We start from the raw sequence: 18,743 nt of genomic DNA, 5'->3' as shown, positions 1-18,743 counted from the left end.
ATGACGATTCCTCCCTCGTTGCGATTTGCAGGGTGCAAGGTAGTCCTGACGGACCGTTCTCGTCAACGAGACGAATATTGACAGCTGGTTACACTGTGCACTATGGACAGTTCCGTCACGGTCGTTCCCCCGGCTGTCGAACATGCCTGAAACCGAGGAGTGGACGATCCCGGAGGTCGCGCTCGCCGTCGACCTGGCCGTCTTGACCATCCACGACGGTTCCCTGCAGATCATGTTGATCAGGCGGGGAATTCCCCCGTTCGAGGGAATGCTCGCGCTCCCCGGCGGCTTCCTCGCCTCCACGTCCGAGGACCTCGACCACGCCGCCACCCGTGAGCTGTCCGAAGAAACGGGCCTGGACGCGAAAGCGTTACACTTGGAGCAGCTGCGCACGTACGGCACACCCGGCCGCGACCCCCGCCGCCGGGTGATCACCGTCTGCTACGTCGCCTTCTCCCCCCAGCTCCCGGCGCCCACGGCGGGCGGCGACGCGCGCGACGCCGTGCTCATGCCGGTCGAGAAGGTGCTGCGCCCGCGGACGCAGATCGCCTTCGACCACAAGAAGATCATCGCCGACGCGGTGGAGCGCGCCCGCGCCAAGCTGGAGTACACGACGCTCGCGGCGGCGTTCTGCGCGCCGGAGTTCACCATGACGGACCTGCGCGAGGTGTACGAAATCGTCTGGGGCGAACAGCTCGACCCACGCAACTTCCACCGCAAGATCACCGGTGTCGAAGGGTTTCTGATCCCGACCGGGGAGCGCGTTTCGCGCCAGCCGGGCCGCCCGGCGGCGCTGTACCGCCGCGGGCCGGCGACCGTGCTGCACCCGGCGATGCTCCGCAGCCGGCCGTAATCGTCAGCTTGACGTTAACTGGCGGGCCGGGTTACCGTCGTGGGGACAGTAATCGTCAGACTGACGGGAAGTGGTCGAGATGGAGATCCACTGCGAAGCCGGGCGAGCGATCCGGACGGTGGCGCTGGCCTTCACGATCGGCGCGGTACTGGGCGGCGGGGTCGTGGGCTACGCGGCGGCCGAGCCGGCCGGCCGGCCGGAGGTGCACACGACGCAAGGTGATGTCCGGGCGGTCGCCGACCGGGTCGGCGACCCCTGAAACGCCGAAGGCCTCCCGCGCGAACACGGGAGGCCTTCGAAACGCCGAAACGTCAGGACTTCGAAACGCGCGCGAACTCGTCCTTCGGGTTGTTGATCTGACCCAGCGAGATGACCTCGCGCCGGAACAGCCCGCCGAGGATCCAGTCGAACAGGATGCGGATCTTGCGGTTCCACGTCGGCATCGCCTTGAGGTGGTACGCGCGGTGGAAGAGCCAGGCCGGGAAGCCCTTGATCTTCAGGTTCAGCGCGTCGGCCACGCCCTTGTGCAGGCCGAGGCTGGCGACCGCGCCGAGGTTCTTGTGGTAGTAGTCCTTCGGCTTGCCGCCGCGGATCACCTTGATGATGTTCTTCGCCAGCAGCGTCGCCTGGCGGACCGCGTGCTGCGCGTTCGGCGGGCACGTCGCCGTCGGGTCTTCTTCGGTGCGGGAGAGGTCCGGGATCGCCGCGTTGTCGCCCGCGGTCCAGACGTCCGGGTGGCCGACGACCTGCATGGCGGCCGTCGCCTCGAGGCGGCCTCGCTTGTCGAGCGGGAGGTCCGAGTTGGCCAGCACCGGGTTGGCCTTCACGCCGGCGGTCCAGATGAGCGTGTCGGTGTCGAACTCCGTGCCGTCCGAAAGCACGACGTGGCCGTTTTCGAACGACTTCGCCGCCGTCGACAGGTAGACCTCGATGCCGCGCTTCTCCAGCTGCTCGACCGTGTACACGCCCAGGGTCTCGCGGACCTCGGGCAGGATCCGCCCGGCGGCCTCGACGAGCACCCAGCGGACGTCGGACGGCTGGATGTTCGGGTAGTAGTTCTCGACGGCGAACCGGGTCATGTCCTCGAGCTCGGCCAGCGCCTCGATGCCGGCGAAGCCGCCGCCGACGACCGTGAAGGTCAGCAGGCGCTTGCGCAGCTCGGGGTCGAGCGTGCTGGCGGCCTCGTCGAGCTTGGTCATGATGTGGTTGCGGAGGTAGATCGCCTCGCCGATGGTCTTGAAGGCGATGCCCTGCTCGACCAGGCCCGGGATCGGCAGGATGCGGGCGACGGCGCCGAGCGCGACGACGAGGACGTCGTAGCCGAGCTGCTCGACGTGGCCGTCGGCGGCCTCGACCGTCACGGACTTCTTGTCGTTCTCGATCTTGGTGACGCGCGCGGTCAGCACGTGGCAGCGCTTCAGCACGCGGCGCAGCGGCACGACCACGTGCCGGGGCTCGATCGCGCCGGCCGCGGCCTCCGGGAGGAACGGCGCGTAGGTCATGTGGGGCTGCGGGTCAACGACGGTCACGGAGGCCTCGTTGGCCCGGAGCATCTTCTGGAGGCCGTACGCCGTGTAGAGCCCGACGTACCCACCACCGAGGACGAGGATCCGAGTCGGTTCCGACTTCGACTTCGCAGCAGCCATGTCCTCATGGTGACACCTTCCCGGGCGCCTCGCTCGGGGACCCCATCCGGCTGTGACCAGCGTCGCTGCGGTTTCCGTAACGATTCAGTCCGGCCCTGTCACCGAGGTCGCGGCGCGGAAGACGTCCGCCACCATGTCGTGGGTCACGCGCCTTGTCTGGACATTGCGCGGCGAAACGTGATAACAGCCGAAAAGCCGCAGGTCGTCCAGCTCCACGACGGCGCCGTGCGCGAAGGCCGGGCGGGGGTGCGGGACCGGCCAGCCCGCCGCGGCGAGCACGGGCAGTAACGCCTGCCAGCCGAACGCCCCGAGCACCACGATCGCGCGCAGTGTCGGACGTAACAGCGTCAGCTCTTCGGCGAGCCACGGACGGCACGTGTCGCGCTCGGCCGGCGTCGGCTTGTTCTCCGGCGGGGCGCAGCGCACCGGCGAAACGAGCCGCGTGCCGTACAGCTCTAGGCCGTCGCCGAGCCGCTCCGACGTCGGCTGCGACGCGAGCCCGACCTCGTGCAGCACCCGGAAGAGGAAGTCGCCCGAGGGGTCGCCGGTGAACATGCGGCCGGTGCGGTTCGCGCCGTGCGCCGACGGCGCCAGCCCGACGACCGCGAGCGACGCGTCCGGCGGGCCGAAACCCGGCACCGGGCGCGCCCAGTACGGCTCGCCGCGGAACGCCGCCTTCGTGCCGACGACGCCTTCGCGCCAGGTCACCAGCCGCGGGCAGGCGCGGCACCCGGCCACGGCCGCGTCCAGCTCTTCGAGCGACCTCATCGCAGCGCCGCCCGGGACAGCCGGTCGGCGCGCCGGGTCGTCTCGGGCAGGCGGTAGCGCGGGGTCAGCGCCAGCGTGAGCCGGCAGGCGTGCGCCAGGTCGATCCGGTGCCCGGCCGAGACGTACACCGGTTTGACGCCGTCCTGGGTCCGCAGCACCGCGCCGACCTCCTCCCCGGCGTCGACCAGCGGCGCCGACGACCCGCGAGCGTGCCCCGGCACGTCGTGCGAGCCGCCGAGGTGGCAGACCAGGACGTCGGGGCGGCGCTCCAGCGGTTCGAGGGCGGCCAGCAGCGGAGGCAGCTCGCGGAAGGCGAACAGGCCCGGCTCGTACGGGAAGACGGCTTTCGCGCGGTGCGTCCGTTCCTCGACCACGGTGAGCCCGGCGGTCTCGAGGGTGACGACCGCCGCGGCGATGCCGTCGTCCTCGTCGAGGCCGGTCACCGTCTTCGGCCAGTCCCCGGTGTGCACCGCGTCACCCTGCCACAACTAGGTTGGGGCCATGGCGGACACGACCCCCGAAGAGGCTCCCGAGAAGAAGGCGCCGGAAACCACGGAGATCCCGGCCGAGCCGACCGACGACATCGTCACGACCCAGCACACGCTCACCGTGAAGCGGAAGAAGCTCGCATACACGGCGAAAGCGGGCCGGGTCGTGCTCCGCAAGGAGGTCGTCAAGGACGGCAAGTCGGAGGGCTTCAAGGCGAAGGCGGAGGTGTTCCTCACCTCCTACACCCTCGACGACGCCGACCCGGGCACGCGGCCGGTGACGTTCGCCTTCAACGGCGGCCCCGGCTCGTCGAGCATCTGGCTGCACCTGGGCCTGATGGGGCCGCGCCGGGTGCTCTCCGGCGACGTCGACGACCTGGTGCCGCCGCCGTACGGGCTGGCCGACAACCCCGAGACGCTGCTGGCGCACACCGACCTGGTCTTCATCGACCCGGTGTCGACCGGCTACTCGCGGGTCGCGGGCGGCGAGGAGTCCAAGGACTTCCACGGCTACCAGGGCGACATCGAGTCGGTCGGCGAGATCATCCGGCTGTGGGTGTCGCGGCACCAGCGCTGGCTGTCGCCGAAGTTCCTGGCCGGCGAGTCGTACGGCACGCTGCGCGCCGCCGGGCTGGCCGCGCACCTGCAGGACCGGCACGGGCTCTACCTGAACGGCCTGCTGCTCATCTCGTCGGTGCTCGACCTCGGCACGCTGCAGTTCACCGAGGGCAACGACCTGCCGTACACGCTGTACGTGCCGACGTACGCGGCGATCGCGCACTACCACGGCCTGCACGGCGACCGCCCGCTCGACGACGTCCTGGCCGACGCCGAGGACTTCGCGGCGAAGGACCTGCCGTGGGCGCTCTCCCGCGGCGCGCGACTGTCCACTCAGGACCGGGCCGACGCGGTCGCCACGCTGGCGTCGCTGACCGGGCTCACCGAGTCCTATGTGGACCGGGTGAACCTGCGGATCGAGCACGTCCGGTTCTTCACCGAGCTCTTGCGCGACCGCGGCCTGACCGTCGGCCGGATGGACGGCCGCTTCACGACGTGGGAGCCCGACGGCGGCCGCGAGCACATGAGCGACGACCCGTCGATCTCCCGCGTGGTCGGCGCCTACGCGGCGGCGTTCAACCACTACGTGCGGGCGGAACTCGGGTACGAGAACGACCTGCCGTACGAGATCATCAGCGAGGACACGTTCAAGGCCTGGTCGTACAAGGAGTTCGAGGGCCGCTCGGTGTCGGTGGTCGATTCGCTGGCCTCGGCGATGCGCGCGAACCCGCACCTGAAGGTCCACGTGGCGTTCGGCCACTACGACGGCGCGACGGCGTACTTCGCGGCCGAGCACGTGCTGGCCCACCTGCAGATCCCGGAAGAACTGCGCGACAACATCGACACGGCGTACTACCCGGCCGGGCACATGATGTACGTCCACGAGCCGACCCGGGCGCAGCAGTCGAAGGACCTGGCGAAGTTCGTCAAGAAGGCGTCGAACCGCTGAGCCCCGGCCCGAGGCGGCACGGCTGTCACCGTGCCGCCTCGAAGCGGGGCCGCAGGACGCGCGACCGGCGGCGGTGCAGGACCCAGCCTGCCACCTGCGTCCCCACCGCGAGCACCGCGTACGCGACGGCCGCGATCCGGGAGGACAGCGGGACCGGCACCGTGAACAGCAGATCGCCGCAGGCCAGGTACGGGAGGACGGCCGGGGCCGCGTAGGAGTACGCGTCCTCCACGCGCAGCACCGCGTCGACCATGAACGACGCGGGGTCGACCGCGACCACCGGCTCGCGCAGCACGGTCCACCAGACGAAGCCCGACTGGACGGCGCCGAGCGCGAGCAGTCCCAGCCACAGCGACGCGGCCGACGGCGCCACCGCGGCCAGCTGGAGGAAGAGCACCAGCCCGCCGGCGTAGGCGATCACCGCCGACGTCAGGTACCAGCCGCCGAGAAGTCCCAGGGTCCAGCTCAGGGCCGGCCGCGCCGCCGGGCGCACCAGCGCGGCCGCCGGCCGGTCGGCTTCGCGGACCGTCACCCACCGCCACACCTGGGCCAGGACGACCAGGGTCCCGAGGACGAAGCCGGTGCCGACCGGCAGGTCCCCGAACGCGTCGTGCGCGAGCTCCATGCCGAAGGTGTTGACGAAGCCGACGGCGAACCCGAGCGCCAAGCCCAGCTCAGGACGCTTGGTGCGCAGCCGCTCCCGCACGCCGAGGCGCAGGGACAGCAACGGCGTCGGCGTGCCCACCACGACGCCGTGCCGGGCCAGCCACCTCGCGGCCATCGCCCCGTCGATCGGTCTCGGTACTTCTCCGCCCACGAAAGCCCCCTCGTTTTCACGCGCCCTCGCGGACGTCTCCCGCAATTTTCCCGAGCGCGGCCCGCAGCTGCCGCCACTGGACCACGCCCACGACCGCCTGCGTCGCCACCGCGAGGGCGGCGTAGCCGAAGAGCCACGGCCGCCACTCCGGCGGCTGCGCGTCGCCGACCAGCGGATCGGCCAGTACGGGGACGGCGTAGATCGCGGGCAGCGCCATGAGCAGGTCGTGCAGCCGGACGGCAGTGTCCACCGCCCGGGACGTCGCGTCCTCCGCGATGACCGGGCGCCGGTGGACGTCGGTCGCCATCGCCGCCGTGATCGCCGCACCCACGACCAGCAGCAGGAGCCAGCTCACCGCGTACGTGCGGAACGGCGACGTCGCGTAGATCGTCACGGCCAGCGCGGCGCCGCCGCCGAAGGTGACCAGCGGCGCCGCGAGGAACCAGCCGAACACGTGGGTGCGCGGCGGACCGGCGAGCGTGCCGTACCGCGCCAGCGCCTGGCGGTCGCGGAGCCGCGACGGAAGCCAGTAGGCGAGGTGCTGGCCGATGATCAGGAAGAAGACGTACGAGCTGCCCGTCGGCTCGCCGCCGCCGGGCAACGACGCCAGGCTCGGGTAACCGATGGTCGCCGCCACGAAGACCCCGACCGCCACGGCGAACCACCGCCACGACCCGGGCGGGCGCGCGCCGGCGCGGAATCCGAGGCGCATGGCCAGCAGGTCGGTCAGCTCCGGCACTTCGACACCGAGCTTGTTCAGCCAGCGGCCGGCCGCCGTCCGCTCCGCCTCCGTCACCGCGCTCACCAGGCCTCCCTCCGACGACGCCGGAGCTTGACCACGACGCCAGTGTGGGCCGCCACCACCAGGACGGTGTAGCCGAGCACCGGCACGAACGTCGAAAGCCCGGCGTCGGCTGCCGGCGTGTCCAGTTCTTCCACAGTCATCGAACCCCCTCCCGTCTTCCACGCCTGGAGCGGCGAAAAGGTTTACCGGCCGTAGGAGCCGGGCGGCAGGCGGCGGTAGCGGTGCCGGACGACGAGCCAGCCGATCAGCTGCAGGCCGAGCACCGCCACCAGGTACGCCAGCGCGAGCCACCCCAGGTAGCCCGGCGTGGCCCAGTCGACCACGAAGACCGGCATCGCCAGCACGGCGTACACCGCGGACGGCGCGAACCGGTAGGCGTCCTCGGCCCGCAGGACGTCGTCGACCCGGCGGGACGTCTCGTCCTCCGCGATCACCGGGCCGCGCAGGACGCGGCCGAGCACAAGCGCGGTCGCGCCGGCGCCGACGGCGAGCGCGAACGTGTGCACGCCGATCACGGCGGCCGGTGAGTACCAGTGCTTCCAGGTGAACTGCGGCACGGTGAGGAACGACGCGGCGCAGAGGGCCGCGCCGCCCACGAACGTGAGGGTCGTCGAGACCAAGTACGGCCAGCCGACCAGGCGCGCCACCACTCGGAACGGCGGTGGCGCGGTGCCGGCCAGGCTTTCGGCCACCTGCTCGCGGCCCTGCGCCCGGCGCCACCGCAGGATCTGGAAGACGGCGAAGAGCACCGCCAGTGCCGCGGCCTGCCCCGGCAGCTCCACCGCCTTGAACAGGACGCCGGTGGACCACCACGCGCCCGCGATGACGATCGCGTAAACCGGGGTCCCCCGGCCGCCGATGCTCCGCCCGCCGACGCGCAGGGCGAGCAGCCGGGTCGGCAACCACACCACCACCCCGCGCCGCGCCAGCCACGCCCGGGTGCGGCCCACCTCGAGCACCGTCGGCTCGCCCGGCAGTCGCGGGTCCACCGGCAACACGGGTTCACGCACGTTCACCGAAAACTCCCCCCAGTCCCGCCGTACACGCGGAACGCCCCGGACAGGTTGCCTGTCCGGGGCGTTCCAGTTCAAGTGTTCTTTACTTCAGGTACTGCGACCCGCGGGTCACCGCCGCGTAGGCGTCGACCGCGCCGTGGCCGTAGAAGCCGTTGAACGAAGGGTCGCCCACGCAGGTCGCGGTGAACGTGGCGTCGCGGCCCTCCTTGAGGTAGTCCACCGTCCGCGGCACCGGGCAGGCGATGTCGGTCGCCGTGCCCTCCAGCACGCGCTGGACCTTGTCCGGGTCCAGGCCGAAGTCGCCGTGCGACTTCTTGCCGTACTGCGAAACGATCAGCGCCGCGACACCCGCCGCGTGCGGGGTCGCCATCGACGTGCCCTGCAGCCACTGGTAGTAGCCGACCCGGCCGTCGGCCGCCGTCGCCTTCTTGACGCCCGCCGCGATGCCGGCCTCGGTGAGGTTGCCGTCCGCGTCGATGTTGCCGTCGACGATGCCGACGTTCTTCGGGTACGCCGAGAGGATCTCGTTCTCGACCGTGCGGTACCACGGCGTGCCGAAGCCGTCGCGGAAGAAGCCGCCCGGCGCGGAAACCGAGATCTGCTCGGTGCCGTAGTTCGAGTAGTCCGCCTTCTTCTGCGACGGGCCGAACGAGCTCACGCCGATCGTGTGGTTGCCTTCGACCGGCAGGTTCAGGCACGAGCTGTTGTCGATCGTGCGCGGGTGCGTGGTGTTCGCCGGGTAGTCCGGGCTAGTGGTGTCCGGCTGCGGCGCACCGAGGTCGGTGTGCTGGTTGCCGAGCGCGACCACCATCGTGACGCCCTTGCGGTGCGCGTAGTTCAGCGCCCGCTGCGTCGCCTCGATGATCGTGCGCTGCTCGGCCTGCTCGGCGGCCGAGTCGGCCGGGTTCGCGGCGCAGTTGTACAGCCACGGGTCGGTGTAGAACGACATGTTGACCACGTCGATGCCCGCGTCGCCGGCGTAGGTCAGCGCGTCGACGGTCGGCTGCAGGAAGAAGTACCCCGAGTCCTGGCCGGCGCGGATGTTCACCAGCGTCACGTTCGGCGCGACACCCGAGATGCCGAAGCCGTTCGCCGCCGCGGCGATGGTGCCGGCGACGTGCGTGCCGTGCGCGCCGTCGTCGTGGTTGACCGGGTCGACGCAGCCGCGGAACTCGCACGGGCCGTCGACCTCGACGCCGTTGACGTCGAACGGGATGTCCTTGACGAAGTTGCGCGAGTCGGCCTCGTCGAAGTTCGGCGCGATGTCCGGGTGCGTGCCGTCGATGCCGGTGTCGATGACGCCGACCTTGACCTGCTTGCTACCGGCCTGCTTGGTGCGCGAAAGGTCCGAGCGGACGGACTTCAGGCCCCAGAGCTGGTCGTCCAGCGGGTCCATCCCGACGGCCTTGTTCGCGGCGGCCTTCTTGGCAGCGGCGGCGCCGCGGCCTTCCTTCTCGACGTCGTTCTTCTTGGTCTTCTTGCCGTCCTTCGGCGCCGAGCCGATGACCTGCGCCTTGGCGGCGCCGAAGACCGCGCGGTTCGTGGACACGCGCTCGGTGAACCCGGTGGCCGGGGCACTGGCCTTGATCAGGCCGACCGCGGAGTTGGTCTCCAGGACCGTGCCGCCCGCGGCCCGGATCGCCTGCTGCGCGGTCGCGATGCTGCCGACGTCCTTGGCGAGCACGGTGAACTCGGTCGCCGGGCCGGCCAGCGCGGGCTGGGCCGAAGCCGCCGGCACCGCGACGGCCGAGATCGCCCCGAACAGCGGGACGGCCATGGCCGCGGCGAAAAGCCTGGGTCTCTTCACGATTCTCCTCCTCGGGAAAGCGGTTCCTGCACCGTATAGATCGGACATTGCGCAAACAACGGCCAAACGTACGTTATGGAACAACCGACTTCTGCTCCGCGAAGTGACAAGCTGACAAGTGGCCGTCCGTGCGCGGCTCCAGCAGCGGGACGTCGGTCGCGCACACGTCCTGCGCCTTCCAGCACCGCGTGCGGAACCGGCACCCAGACGGGGGATCCAGGGGACTCGGCACGTCACCGGTCAGCCGGATCACCTGGCGGCGGCCGCGCACGGCCGGATCCGCCACCGGGACCGCGGACAGCAGCGCCTGGGTGTACGGGTGGGACGGTCGTTCGTAGATCTCCTCGTCGGTGCCGACTTCGACGATCTTGCCGAGGTACATCACCGCGACCCGGTTGGACAGGTGCCGCACCACCGACAGGTCGTGCGCGATGAACACGTACGACAGCCCGAACTCGCTCTGCAGGTCGCCGAGCAGGTTCATCACCTGCGCCTGGATCGAGACGTCCAGTGCGGACACCGGCTCGTCGCAGATGATCACCTTGGGCCGCAGGGCCAGCGCCCGCGCGATGCCGATGCGCTGGCGCTGCCCGCCGGAGAACTGGTGCGGGTAGCGGTTGAGGTGCTCGGGGTTGAGCCCGACCACCTCCAGCAGTTCACGCACCTTCGCCGCGCGCGAACCCTTGGGCGCGACGTCGGGGTGGATTTCGAAGGGCTCGCCGACGATGTCGCCGACCGTCATCCGCGGGTTGAGCGAGGTGTACGGGTCCTGCAGCACGATCTGGATCTCGCGGCGCAGCTTGCGCAGCTCGGCCCCGCGCATCGAAAAGATGTCCCGACCTTCGAACTTCGCGGTGCCCGCGGTCGGTTCCTCCAGGCGCATCAGCACCTGGGCCAGCGTCGACTTGCCGCAGCCGGATTCGCCGACGACACCGAGGGTTTCCCCGGGCAGCAGGTCGAACGAAACGCCGTCGACCGCCTTGACCTGGCCGATCGTGCGCTTGAACAGGATGCCGGAGCGGACGGGGAAGTACTTCTTCAGGTCGGTGACCGACAGGATGGGGTCAGGCACGGGAGTTCACCACCTCTTCGGCGAAGTGGCACGCGCTGGTCCGGCCGAAGCCGATCGCGTGCGGTGGCGGGACTTCCTCGCTGCAGCGGGCTTCGGCGCGCTTGCACCGCGGGTGGAACGCGCAGCCGGGCGGGATGTCGAGCAGGCTCGGCGGCAGGCCCTTGATGGTCTCCAGTGTCTGTCCTTTGAGGTCCAGTCGCGGCAGCGAATCCATCAGCGCGGCGGTGTACGGGTGGGCCGGGGCGCGGAACAGCTCGACGACGTCGGCCTGTTCGACGATCCGGCCCGCGTACATGACCGCGATCCGGTCGGCGACCTCGGCGACCACGCCGAGGTCGTGGGTGATCAGCACCAGCCCCATCTTGCGTTCGGCCTGGATCTCGGCCAGCAGGTCCATGATCTGGGCCTGGACGGTGACGTCGAGCGCGGTGGTCGGCTCGTCGGCGATGAGCAGGTCCGGGTCGAGCGCGAGCGACATCGCGATCATCGCGCGCTGGCGCATGCCGCCGGAGAACTGGTGCGGGTAGTCCTTGATCCGGCGCTCGGCGGCCGGGATCCGGACGGTGTCGAGGAGTTCGATCGCACGCTTTCGCGCGTCCTTTTTGGACATCCCGAGCCGGACGCGCAGCTGCTCCTCGATCTGGAAACCCACGGTGAACACCGGGTTCAGCGCGGACAGCGCGTCCTGGAAGATCATCGCGATCTCGCTGCCGCGGACCTCCCGGCGGCGTTCCTCGGACGCCGTCAGCAGGTCTTCGCCACGCCAGCGCACCGCCCCGCCGGTGATCACGCCGGGCGGGGTGTCGAGGATCCCCATCACCGTCTGCGCCGTGACGCTCTTGCCGGACCCGGATTCGCCGAGCACGGCCAGGGTTTCCCCGGCGTGCACGGAGTAGCCGACGCCGTTGAGCACGTTCGCCACGCCGTCGGAGGTCCGGAACTCGACGTGCAGGTCTTCGACTTCGAGGAGGAGTTCGTTGTCGGACAAGGGATCTACCTCGACTTCGGATCGAGCGCGTCGCGGATGCCGTCACCCAGCATCACGAAGGCCAGCACGGTCAGGGTGACGAAGGCGCCGGGGAACAGCAGCATGTGCGGGTCGACGCGGAAGTAGTCCCGCGAGTCGCTGATCATCACGCCCCACGAGATCACCGGCGGGCGCACCCCGATGCCGAGGTAGGCCAGCGTCGCTTCGGCGCCGATGAACGCGCCGAGCGCGATGGTCGCGTACACCAGCACCGGCGCGATCGTGTTCGGCAGCAGGTGCCGGAAGATGATCCGCGGGGTGCTGGCGCCGAGGCCGCGCGCGGCCTTGACGTAGTCGAGCTGCTTGGCCACCAGCGTCGCCGAGCGCATGATGCGCATGGCCACCGGCCAGCTCAGCACCGCGATCGAGCAGACCACCTGCACGATGATCGTGACCGCGCCGGGGTTGGTGCCGGGCGCGTTGAACGTCGTCAGGATGACGATCGCGCCGAGCACGAACGGCAGGCCGGCGAAGATGTCGCCGAAGCGGGACAGCAGGCTGTCGACGAGCCGCCCGTAGTAGCCGGCGAGGATGCCGACCAGCGATCCGAAGAGGACGGTCAGCAGCGTCGAGAACACCCCGACCAGCAGGGACGCGCGAGCGCCGTAGATCGTGCGCGCGTAGACGTCGTAACCCTGGTTGTCGTAGCCGAACCAGGCGTCGCCGGACGGGCCTTCGTTGGCGTGCGTGAGATCGCTGAACCCGGCGTCGCGCGAGCTGAACAGGCCGGGCGCGATCGCGATCAGCACGATCAGGGCGATGATCACGGCGGACACCACGAACGCCGGCTTGCGGCGCAGCTGGCGCCACGCGTCGTTCCACAGGCTGCGGGGCTTGTGCGGGCCGGTGGCGGAGTCGTCGACGCGGGACAGCTCGGCCGCGTCGGCCCCGCCGCCGCCCACCAGGTTCGGGTCAGTCATAGCGGATCCTCGGGTCGAGAACGGCGTAGAGCAGGTCGACGATCAAGCTCATCAGCAGGTACACCAGCACCAGCAGGACGACGACGCCGACGACGGTGGCGCTCTCCCGGTTCTGGATGCCACGGAAGATGAGCCCGCCCAGTCCGTTGATGTTGAACACGCCTTCGGTGACGATCGCCCCGCCCATCAGGGCGCCGAGGTCGGTGCCGAGGAACGTGAGCACCGGGATCACCGAGTTGCGGAGCAGGTGGACGCCGACGACGCGGCTCTGCGGCTGGCCCTTCGCGATCGCCGTCCGCACGTAGTCGGCGCGGCGGTTCTCGGCGATGCTCGTTCTGGACAGCCGGGCGACGTAGGCCATTGAGAGGCTGCCGAGCGCGATGCCCGGCACGATCAGCTCGCCGACGCTCGGGTTGTCCGACACGCTGGCTTCGATCAGGCCGAGGCCGTTGCTGCCCAAGGCCAGCTGCAGCACGATCGCGGTGACGAACACCGGCAGCGAGATCAGGAACGTGGTCGAGACCAGCACGAGGTTGTCGAGGAAACCTTTGCCGCGCAGGCCGGTCAGCACGCCGGCGGTGAGCCCGATGACCGCCTCGATCACGACCGCGACCACGGCCAGGCGCAGCGTGATCGGGTACGAGGTGGCGATCAGCTCGCCGACCGAGGTGCCGTTGAAGGTTTCGCCCCAGTCGCCGGTGAACAGGCTCCCGAGGTACTTGAAGTACTGGACGAACACGTTGTCGTCCAGGTTGAACTTCTCGGTCATCTGGGCGATGTAGGCCGGCGGGCAGGCCGCCTGGCCGCACTTGCCGGAGAACGGGTCGCCGGGTACGGCCCAGACGAGGACGTAGATCAGGAACGTGGTCCCGAAGAACACCGGGATCAGCTGGAGCAGCCGTCGCAGGACGTAGCGGATCATGACGAGTTCCTAGTGCGCGCCGGCCGTCGTGAGTGTTTAGTCGGGTTCTAACCCGACTAAACACTCACGACGGCGTGGGTGGTTGCGGCAGGTCAGCGCGCCACTACTTCTTCAGGACCTCGATGGACTGGTAGTCCGGCATGCGGCGGAAGTCCAGCGCCGCCGACTTGAGGTTCTTCGACTTCGCCGCGACCCCCTTCTCGTCCCACACCGGGATCGAGGGCAGGTCCTTGGCGATCAGGTCCTCGGCGTCCTGGTACAGCTTGACGGCGGCGTCCTTGTCGGCGGTGGCGTCGGCCTTCGCGAGGGCCGCGTCGACCGCCGGGTTCGAGTAGTCGGAGTCGTTCGAGGACCCGCCGGTCTTGTAGATCGGGTTGAGGAAGTCCTCGATGGACGGGTAGTCCGCCGACCAGTCCGAACGGCCCATGCCGGTCAGCTTCTTGCCGGTGACGATGCTGCGCCACTGGCCGAAGTCGGTCGCGGGCACGAAGTCGCACTCGACGCCGAGCGTGTTCTTGATGCTGTTGCACGCCGCGACCAGCGGTTCCTTGCGGCCACCGTCCGCGTTGGACGCGATGGTCAGCTTGCCCTTGAAGCCGGACTTCGTGAACGCTTCCTTCGCCGCCGCGGGGTCGAACTTGCAGAACTGGCAGACGCCGGGACGCGCGCCCGGGATGCCCTGCGAGATGTAGCCGTCGGCCGGCACGTAGGTGTCGTTCATGACGGTCTTGGTGATCTGCGCGCGGTCGATCGCCATCGAGATGGCCTTGCGCAGCTCGAGGTTGTTGTAACCGGGCACGTAGTACGGCACGGCGATGGTGCTGATCCCGAGCAGGTGGCCGGTGACGAGCCGGTCGCCGAGGTCGGCCTTGTACTTGCCGCCCGCGACCGCCGACGGCGGCAGCGCCTCCATGAAGTCGAGCCGCCCGCTCAGCAGGTCCTGGTAGGCCGTCTCCTGGCTGGCGTAGATCTTGATGTCCAGGTTCTTGAACTTGACCTTGTCCTCACCCTTGTAGTCGTCGTTGCGGGTGAGCTTGATGTCCTGGTTCGGCGTCCGCGAGACGAACTTCAGCGGGCCGTTGCCGATCGGGTGCTGTTCGTAGCCCTTGGGGTCCTTGAAGAAGGAATCCGGCAGCGGCGCGAACGCGGTGTAGCCGATCTTGATCGAGAAGACCGAGAAGGGCGCGTCCAGCGTCACCTGGAACTCGTAGTCGCCCTTGGCGACCAGACCGGACATCTTGTCCGTGGCCGGCTTGGCGTTCTCGTCCGCGGGGTGGACGTCCTTGTACCCCTGGATGTTCGAGAAGAAGTCGGTGTTGAGCTGGCCGTTCGGGGCGTAGGCCCCGTAGTTCCAGGCGTCGATGAAGTTGTGCGCCTTCACCTCGGTGCCGTCGTGGAACTTCCAGCCCTGCTTGATCTTGATGTCGTAGACCTTGGAGTCGGTCGTGGTGATCGAGTCCGCCATCAGGTTGAACGGCTGCGCGTCCGCGCCCTTGAACCCGACGAGCGTGGCGAACATCGGCTGGACGGCCTTCGTGCCGCCCAGCTCGTTGGTGTTGGTGGGGACCAGCGAGTTCTGCGGTTCGGTGCCGTAGACGCTGACGGTGCCGTCCGGGTCCGCCCCGCCGGACCCCGTGGAACTACCCGACCCGCCACCGCACGCGGCGAGCACGAGCGCCAGCGAAGTCATCACCACCGTGGGTCCCCAGAGCCTGCGCGAACGACGCATGATCCCCTCCATCTCCGTCTGTCCGAAAGGTGAGACGCACGCTATCGGGGGCGATGAAGCCGATCACAGGACTGCGGTGTTGCAAATCAGTGACGACCGTCAGGACCACCTGGTTGGAGCACAACCAAGGTAGGAATTGGGATGGTCCGGACGGCTCAGCGCGGACTGGTGGTCATCAGGCGCTCACCCAGGGTTTCCCTTGTGGCGCAAGCCCTTTCGGGCAGTCGAACGGTCGCGCGCGGCAGCCGGGCGCGGGGTGGCGTGACCTGGGGTCTGGACCACGCTCGCGCCGCCGCCGCCACCCGGCCCGGCTGCGCGTCAGAGGTCGGTCGAGCCCGGCCCCGGGACCGGGCTCGCACGCGCGGGTCCGGCCGCCATGAAGGGGGACACCGCCGGTCGGCGCGGGATCGGACGAATGTGCCGGAGCCCTGCCACCGCGTGTAGTGAATGACTCATTCCTGTCGTCGGACGACAGGAATGAGTCATTCACTACATCGGGCGCAGTGGGCTCAGGCGAGGGACAGGGCGATGCCGTCCAGGATGTCGTGTTCGCTCACGATCAGCTCGGTCGGGCCGCCGCGGGCCGCGAGCTGCTCGGCGAGGGTCTGGACCACCACCGCGCCGCCGCCGATGACGTCGACTCGGCCGGGGTGGATGACCGGGTTGGCCGCGCGTGTCGCGTGGTCGCTCTGCAGCAGCTCGGACGCCAGCCGGTCGATGTCCGCCGGGCTCAGCTTGGACAGGTGCACCCGCTCGCTGTCGTACTCGGGCAGCCCCAGCGCGATCGCGGACAGCGTGGTCACCGTGCCGGCGACGCCGATCCACGTGCGGGCGCGGGCGACGTCGACGACGTCGAACGCGTCGGTCAGCACCTTGCCGGCCAGGTCGCGGGCGGCGGCGATCTCCTCGGCGGTCGGCGGGTCGCTCTTGAGCGCGCGCTCGGTGATCCGGACGCAGCCGATGTCGACGGACTTCGCCGCGAGCACCTCGGCCTGCCTGCCGTCCCAGGTGCCGAGGACCAGCTCGGTCGAGCCGCCGCCGACGTCGACCACGACGAAGGGGCCGTCGTCCGGGTCCTGCTCGCCGACGGCGCCGGTGAAGCTGAGCCGCGCTTCCTCGTCCCCGCTGATCACCTCGGCCTCGACGCCGAGGGTCTCGCGGGTCATGCGGAAGAAGTCGTCGCGGTTCTTCGCGTCGCGGGTGGCGGAGGTGGCGACCATGCGCACCTTCTCGACGCCCTTGCGCCGCGCGGCGATCGTGTAGTCGGCGAGGGCGGCCCGGGTGCGTTCGAGCGCTTCGGGCGCGAGCCGCCCGGTGGCGTCGACGCCCTGGCCGAGCCGGACGATCCGCATCTCGCGGTGCAGGTCGCGCAGGTCGACCGTGCCGTCGTGGCGCGGGGTCAGCTCGGCGACGAGCAGGCGGATGGAGTTGGTCCCACAGTCGATCGCGGCAACACGAGGCATGCGATCACCCTAACCGGCGGGCGTCGTCGTCCCCACGGTCGTGGTCGTCGGCGTGGTCGACGTCGTCACCGAGGTGACCACGTCCCCGCACGTCGGCGTGGGCGTCGTGGACGGCGCCGGAGTCGTCGTGCCGCTCGACGTCGGCGAGGTCGTCGGCGACGGCTCGGTCGTCACGCTCGTCACCGTCGTCGTGGTCACCGTCGTCGTCGGCGAGGCGCACGGCAGCGTCGGCTTCGACGTCGGCGACGTCGGCGTGGTCGTCGGCGGGCCGGTCGGCGTCGTCGACGGCACCGGGGGCGGCGGGACCGGGGGCGGGGCCGGGGCCAGCGCCGCGTTCGGGGCGCCGATCGGGACCGTGCTGTCCGGGACCTGCATGATGCCGTTGCGGTACGCATCGGCCCAGAGGATCACCGTGTTCACGTACGTGTCGGAGTTGTTGTACCGGTAGATCGCGCCGCGCAGCTGGTCCGGCTTGGCGACGTCGAACCCGCCGGAACACAGGTAGCGGCCGGTGGCCAGCGCCGCGTCGAAGATGTTGTTCGGGTCGGACTTGCCGTCGCCGTTGCCGTCCGAGGCGTAGCCCTTCCACGTGCCGGGGATGAACTGCGTCGGGCCGACCGCGCGGTCCCACACCGGGTCGGTGTCCAGCAGGCCCTGGTCGGTGTCCGGGATCGCGGCGAACCCGCCCTGGCCGTTGAGCTGCGGGCCGAGGATCGGTTCGCGGGTGGTGCCGTCGGCGTCGACGTAACCGCCGCGGGCGTGGTTGGACTCGATGCGCCCGATGCTGGCGATCAGGGCCCAGTCGATGTGGCACGCGGGCAGCTCGCGGCCGAGGATGTCGGCGGCGTTGTGGTACGCGGCCAGCGCGGTGGCCGGGATGCCGAGCGGGCCGTCGGGGAGTTCGTAGGCCGGGAGGGGCAGCGGGGTCGGTGCCCCGGGGAGCGTGCCGTCGACGGCGATCTGCTGGATGGCGGCGTGGCCGGGGTCGTAGCCCTGGCCGAGGGCGGCGTCGCGGGTGTGGTCACCGCTCCCGCCGAGCCAGCCGAGGGTGCCGCCGCCGGCGAGCAGCGCCGGGATCACCGCGAAAATGCCGGTGATCAGGGGGTACGCCGTGCGGTGGCGGAGCCCGAATCTTCGGGGGTAGCTCCCGACTGCGAATGGCAGTCGCCGCACGCGCATGACTCGGAGCCCTCCTGGCCGGATCGATCCCGCTCTCGGGTGACAGCCTGCCGTACCCGAGGCAAGGTTTCACCCCTTCGAGAGTCCCGAATGGGGTTTTCGCTCACCCAGACCAGTTATCTCTTCACGCGGCGCGAGCGTTACTCGGCGCAGTCGCCCGAAGGCCACCCGTTGGCCTCAAGCAGGGCGAGGGTCTCGTCACCGAACGGGTTCACGCCGGGGCCGACCGCCAGCGTGTGGGCCACGTGGACGTGCAAGCACTTGACGCGCCCGGGCATGCCGCCCGCGGTGACCTGGTGGCCGAGCGGCTCGATGGCGTCGCGCTCGGCGAGGTACGTCTCGTGGGTGCGCTGGTAGTGCGCGGCCAGCTCGGGATCGGTGGTGAGCCGCTCGGTCATCTCCTTCATGATCCCGGACGCCTCGATGGTGCCGATCATGGAGTTCAGCTTCGGGCACGTCAGGTAGTACAGCGTCGGGAACGGGGTGCCGTTCTCCAGCCGCGGGCTGGTCTGCACCACCGACGGGTGCCCGCTCGGGCACCGCGCGGCCACGGCCCGCAACGCCCGCGGCGGCCGCCCGAGCTGCTCCGCGATGATCTCGCGGTCGGCTTCGGTGACGGGCTCGAACCGGTGCTGCTGCGTGCTGTTCACGCACTCCAGGTTAGAGCGTGCGCCCCGCCACCCGGCCCGCACCCCAAGCGCCCCAATGTGGCGTTCGGTGCGTC

The 18,743-nt window shown here is 70.1% G+C and carries 19 protein-coding genes; 3 read left to right on the top strand and 16 right to left on the bottom strand.

The window, feature by feature from the left end; all coding sequences use genetic code 11:
- Window positions 1-142: 142 nt before the first annotated feature.
- Together SD460_RS12480 and SD460_RS12475 are read left to right on the top strand one after the other, a co-directional pair.
- Window positions 143-853 carry an NUDIX hydrolase gene (locus tag SD460_RS12480; protein ID WP_290050308.1) on the top strand — a complete coding sequence of 237 codons (711 nt, stop codon included), beginning with the start codon at window positions 143-145 and terminating at the stop codon, window positions 851-853.
- 70 nt (window positions 854-923) lie between these two features.
- Window positions 924-1,112 carry a hypothetical protein gene (locus SD460_RS12475; protein WP_290050306.1) on the top strand — a complete coding sequence of 63 codons (189 nt, stop codon included), beginning with the start codon at window positions 924-926 and terminating at the stop codon, window positions 1,110-1,112.
- A gap of 52 nt (window positions 1,113-1,164) precedes the next feature.
- Here the strand turns inward: SD460_RS12475 and SD460_RS12470 are convergent, their stop codons facing one another.
- The 3 genes from SD460_RS12470 to SD460_RS12460 all read right to left on the bottom strand — a co-directional run bounded on the left by SD460_RS12470 (window position 1,165) and on the right by SD460_RS12460 (window position 3,737).
- Window positions 1,165-2,499, bottom strand: a complete 1,335-nt coding sequence (locus tag SD460_RS12470) for an NAD(P)/FAD-dependent oxidoreductase (RefSeq protein ID WP_290050304.1) — start codon at window positions 2,497-2,499, stop codon at window positions 1,165-1,167.
- 84 nt (window positions 2,500-2,583) lie between these two features.
- Window positions 2,584-3,267, bottom strand: a complete 684-nt coding sequence (locus tag SD460_RS12465) for a uracil-DNA glycosylase (protein ID WP_290050302.1) — start codon at window positions 3,265-3,267, stop codon at window positions 2,584-2,586.
- On the bottom strand, window positions 3,264-3,737 hold the full coding sequence (locus SD460_RS12460; protein ID WP_290050301.1) for an endonuclease V: 474 nt from the start codon (window positions 3,735-3,737) through the stop codon (window positions 3,264-3,266). The genes SD460_RS12465 and SD460_RS12460 overlap by 4 nt, the downstream gene beginning before the upstream one ends.
- A 31-nt stretch (window positions 3,738-3,768) precedes the next feature.
- On the opposite strand from SD460_RS12460, the gene SD460_RS12455 reads away from it, so the two are divergent.
- The gene (locus SD460_RS12455; protein WP_290050300.1) at window positions 3,769-5,262 is read left to right on the top strand and encodes a S10 family peptidase; all 1,494 of its coding nucleotides are present in this window, start codon (window positions 3,769-3,771) and stop codon (window positions 5,260-5,262) included.
- Window positions 5,263-5,287: 25 nt separating this feature from the next.
- On the opposite strand, the gene SD460_RS12450 is transcribed toward SD460_RS12455, so the two are convergent.
- The 13 genes from SD460_RS12450 to SD460_RS12390 all read right to left on the bottom strand — a co-directional run bounded on the left by SD460_RS12450 (window position 5,288) and on the right by SD460_RS12390 (window position 18,669).
- Window positions 5,288-6,043, bottom strand: a complete 756-nt coding sequence (locus tag SD460_RS12450; RefSeq protein WP_318306176.1) for a hypothetical protein — start codon at window positions 6,041-6,043, stop codon at window positions 5,288-5,290.
- A gap of 52 nt (window positions 6,044-6,095) precedes the next feature.
- Window positions 6,096-6,884 carry a hypothetical protein gene (locus SD460_RS12445; protein WP_290050298.1) on the bottom strand — a complete coding sequence of 263 codons (789 nt, stop codon included), beginning with the start codon at window positions 6,882-6,884 and terminating at the stop codon, window positions 6,096-6,098.
- Entirely contained in the window at window positions 6,881-7,024 is a 144-nt protein-coding gene (locus SD460_RS12440; protein ID WP_290050296.1) for a hypothetical protein, read from the bottom strand. Before SD460_RS12440 ends, SD460_RS12445 begins: the two co-directional genes overlap by 4 nt.
- Window positions 7,025-7,066: 42 nt before the next feature.
- Window positions 7,067-7,900, bottom strand: a complete 834-nt coding sequence (locus tag SD460_RS12435; protein ID WP_318306175.1) for a hypothetical protein — start codon at window positions 7,898-7,900, stop codon at window positions 7,067-7,069.
- 82 nt (window positions 7,901-7,982) lie between these two features.
- Window positions 7,983-9,677: a S8 family serine peptidase gene (locus tag SD460_RS12430; protein WP_290050415.1), complete on the bottom strand. Its 1,695-nt coding sequence runs from the start codon at window positions 9,675-9,677 to the stop codon at window positions 7,983-7,985.
- 103 nt (window positions 9,678-9,780) lie between these two features.
- Complete coding sequence (locus tag SD460_RS12425; RefSeq protein ID WP_290050292.1) at window positions 9,781-10,779, bottom strand: ABC transporter ATP-binding protein; 999 nt, start codon at window positions 10,777-10,779, stop codon at window positions 9,781-9,783.
- Entirely contained in the window at window positions 10,772-11,767 is a 996-nt protein-coding gene (locus SD460_RS12420) for an ABC transporter ATP-binding protein (protein ID WP_318306174.1), read from the bottom strand. The genes SD460_RS12425 and SD460_RS12420 overlap by 8 nt, the downstream gene beginning before the upstream one ends.
- Window positions 11,768-11,772: 5 nt before the next feature.
- The gene (locus tag SD460_RS12415) at window positions 11,773-12,726 is read right to left on the bottom strand and encodes an ABC transporter permease (RefSeq protein WP_290050290.1); all 954 of its coding nucleotides are present in this window, start codon (window positions 12,724-12,726) and stop codon (window positions 11,773-11,775) included.
- The gene (locus SD460_RS12410; RefSeq protein ID WP_290050288.1) at window positions 12,719-13,648 is read right to left on the bottom strand and encodes an ABC transporter permease; all 930 of its coding nucleotides are present in this window, start codon (window positions 13,646-13,648) and stop codon (window positions 12,719-12,721) included. The genes SD460_RS12415 and SD460_RS12410 overlap by 8 nt, the downstream gene beginning before the upstream one ends.
- Before the next feature lie 103 nt (window positions 13,649-13,751).
- Complete coding sequence (locus tag SD460_RS12405) at window positions 13,752-15,377, bottom strand: peptide ABC transporter substrate-binding protein (RefSeq protein ID WP_290050287.1); 1,626 nt, start codon at window positions 15,375-15,377, stop codon at window positions 13,752-13,754.
- Between the two features lie 509 nt (window positions 15,378-15,886).
- Entirely contained in the window at window positions 15,887-16,840 is a 954-nt protein-coding gene (locus SD460_RS12400) for a Ppx/GppA phosphatase family protein (protein ID WP_290062926.1), read from the bottom strand.
- 9 nt (window positions 16,841-16,849) lie between these two features.
- Window positions 16,850-18,019, bottom strand: a complete 1,170-nt coding sequence (locus tag SD460_RS12395; RefSeq protein WP_290062927.1) for a lytic transglycosylase domain-containing protein — start codon at window positions 18,017-18,019, stop codon at window positions 16,850-16,852.
- 140 nt (window positions 18,020-18,159) lie between these two features.
- Window positions 18,160-18,669, bottom strand: coding sequence for a DUF501 domain-containing protein (locus SD460_RS12390; protein WP_318306173.1), 510 nt, complete (start codon window positions 18,667-18,669; stop codon window positions 18,160-18,162).
- Window positions 18,670-18,743: the final 74 nt, after the last annotated feature.

The organism is Amycolatopsis solani (assembly GCF_033441515.1).
Taxonomy (GTDB): Bacteria; Actinomycetota; Actinomycetes; order Mycobacteriales; family Pseudonocardiaceae; genus Amycolatopsis; species Amycolatopsis solani.
The sequence above is the reverse complement of the archived record's forward strand: the minus strand, read 5'-3'. Positions and strand labels throughout refer to the sequence as shown.

Bases quoted from the DNA above. Each gene is read 5' to 3' on its own strand.
- SD460_RS12480 (WP_290050308.1), top strand. From the start codon at position 143: ATGCCTGAAACCGAGGAGTGGACGATCCCGGAGGTCGCGCTCGCCGTC.
- SD460_RS12470 (WP_290050304.1), bottom strand. From the start codon at position 2,499: ATGGCTGCTGCGAAGTCGAAGTCGGAACCGACTCGGATCCTCGTCCTC.
- SD460_RS12465 (WP_290050302.1), bottom strand. From the start codon at position 3,267: ATGAGGTCGCTCGAAGAGCTGGACGCGGCCGTGGCCGGGTGCCGCGCC.
- SD460_RS12455 (WP_290050300.1), top strand. From the start codon at position 3,769: ATGGCGGACACGACCCCCGAAGAGGCTCCCGAGAAGAAGGCGCCGGAA.
- SD460_RS12450 (WP_318306176.1), bottom strand. From the start codon at position 6,043: ATGGCCGCGAGGTGGCTGGCCCGGCACGGCGTCGTGGTGGGCACGCCG.
- SD460_RS12440 (WP_290050296.1), bottom strand. From the start codon at position 7,024: ATGACTGTGGAAGAACTGGACACGCCGGCAGCCGACGCCGGGCTTTCG.
- SD460_RS12430 (WP_290050415.1), bottom strand. From the start codon at position 9,677: ATGGCCGTCCCGCTGTTCGGGGCGATCTCGGCCGTCGCGGTGCCGGCG.
- SD460_RS12415 (WP_290050290.1), bottom strand. From the start codon at position 12,726: ATGACTGACCCGAACCTGGTGGGCGGCGGCGGGGCCGACGCGGCCGAG.
- SD460_RS12410 (WP_290050288.1), bottom strand. From the start codon at position 13,648: ATGATCCGCTACGTCCTGCGACGGCTGCTCCAGCTGATCCCGGTGTTC.
- SD460_RS12405 (WP_290050287.1), bottom strand. From the start codon at position 15,377: ATGCGTCGTTCGCGCAGGCTCTGGGGACCCACGGTGGTGATGACTTCG.
- SD460_RS12400 (WP_290062926.1), bottom strand. From the start codon at position 16,840: ATGCCTCGTGTTGCCGCGATCGACTGTGGGACCAACTCCATCCGCCTG.
- SD460_RS12395 (WP_290062927.1), bottom strand. From the start codon at position 18,019: ATGCGCGTGCGGCGACTGCCATTCGCAGTCGGGAGCTACCCCCGAAGA.